We start from the raw sequence: 988 nt of genomic DNA on the forward strand, positions 1-988 counted from the left end.
TCGCTGGAATCAAGGAGGCCTTGGGAAACTCACCCCGAACTTCGGGGGCGGCAGGCCCCCGAAGCTCGATGAAACCGAACAAGAACAACTCATTGAACGCCTCCGCGAGGATCAACCATGGATGCTCCGTTGAACGCCGACGCCGTCTGCGGATCGTATCGCTGATTTCACGGGATTTGGACGCCGTCTGGCGATATGGGACGTCTCAAGACCCTCGCACAGACGTTTCACGAATTCGCCACGAACCATGTTGAACAACCAGACGTACCCGCTGTCGCCGACGGCGACAACGGGTACGCCAAGTCCACCAAAATCGCGCTCCTTCTGCTCAAAGAGGAAATCAACAAGCCGCTTCGGAGGCTCGAAGACTATCTCAACGAGATGCCGGGAATTCTCGGTGTGTTTGATCTTGACTCATCGCCGGATTACACATCTTTCAGCGTCTGGGACGATGAATTCCCGATGAAAGAACTCCGCCGCCTGCTCCGCGCCTCGGCGGAGCAGGCGGGGCTCTCAGGCACCGCGTCGATCGACGCCAGCGGCTTTCAGCGTGATCAAGCCAGCTCACACTACCGGAATCGGGTCGGTTACTCGTTCAACGCGATGAAAACGACGCTGCTTGTTGACACGGATTCTCTTGCTATCATGGACGCTCATTTCACGACAAAGAAAGCCTATGACGGCCATATCGGGCTACAGGTCTTTCGGCGGAACGCCGAAGACCTGCAAGCGTTGCTGGCCGACAAAATGTACTCGTGGAGTAATCTCCGTGAAGCTTGCCGTGACAGGTCTACACGGCCAGTTATCAAACACTGCGAGCAAAACGCACTCAAGAAAGCCCACAACGCCAGAATTGACGATGATGTCTACAACCAGCGGTCAATGAGTGAGACCGTGTTTGCGATGCTAAAAGACGACGGCGAGAAGCTCCGCTCCCGGAGCTGGCACGGCCAGTTCCGGGAGCTCACACGGAAGTGCCTGTCTCTTA

General features: G+C 56.4%; 1 protein-coding gene and 1 pseudogene. Both read left to right on the forward strand.

Going from position 1 to position 988, the window contains the following annotated elements; genetic code table 11:
• Positions 1-121, forward strand: a pseudogene (locus tag Z052_RS11855) (IS630 family transposase); the annotation flags it as partial.
• Between the two features lie 74 nt (positions 122-195).
• Positions 196-988: IS5 family transposase (locus tag Z052_RS11860; protein WP_099289051.1), on the forward strand; the 793-nt coding region annotated here is incomplete at its 3' end.

Origin of the sequence: Halorubrum sp. C191 (genome assembly GCF_002727095.1) — an archaeon.
GTDB classification, from domain to species: Archaea; Halobacteriota; Halobacteria; order Halobacteriales; family Haloferacaceae; genus Halorubrum; species Halorubrum ezzemoulense.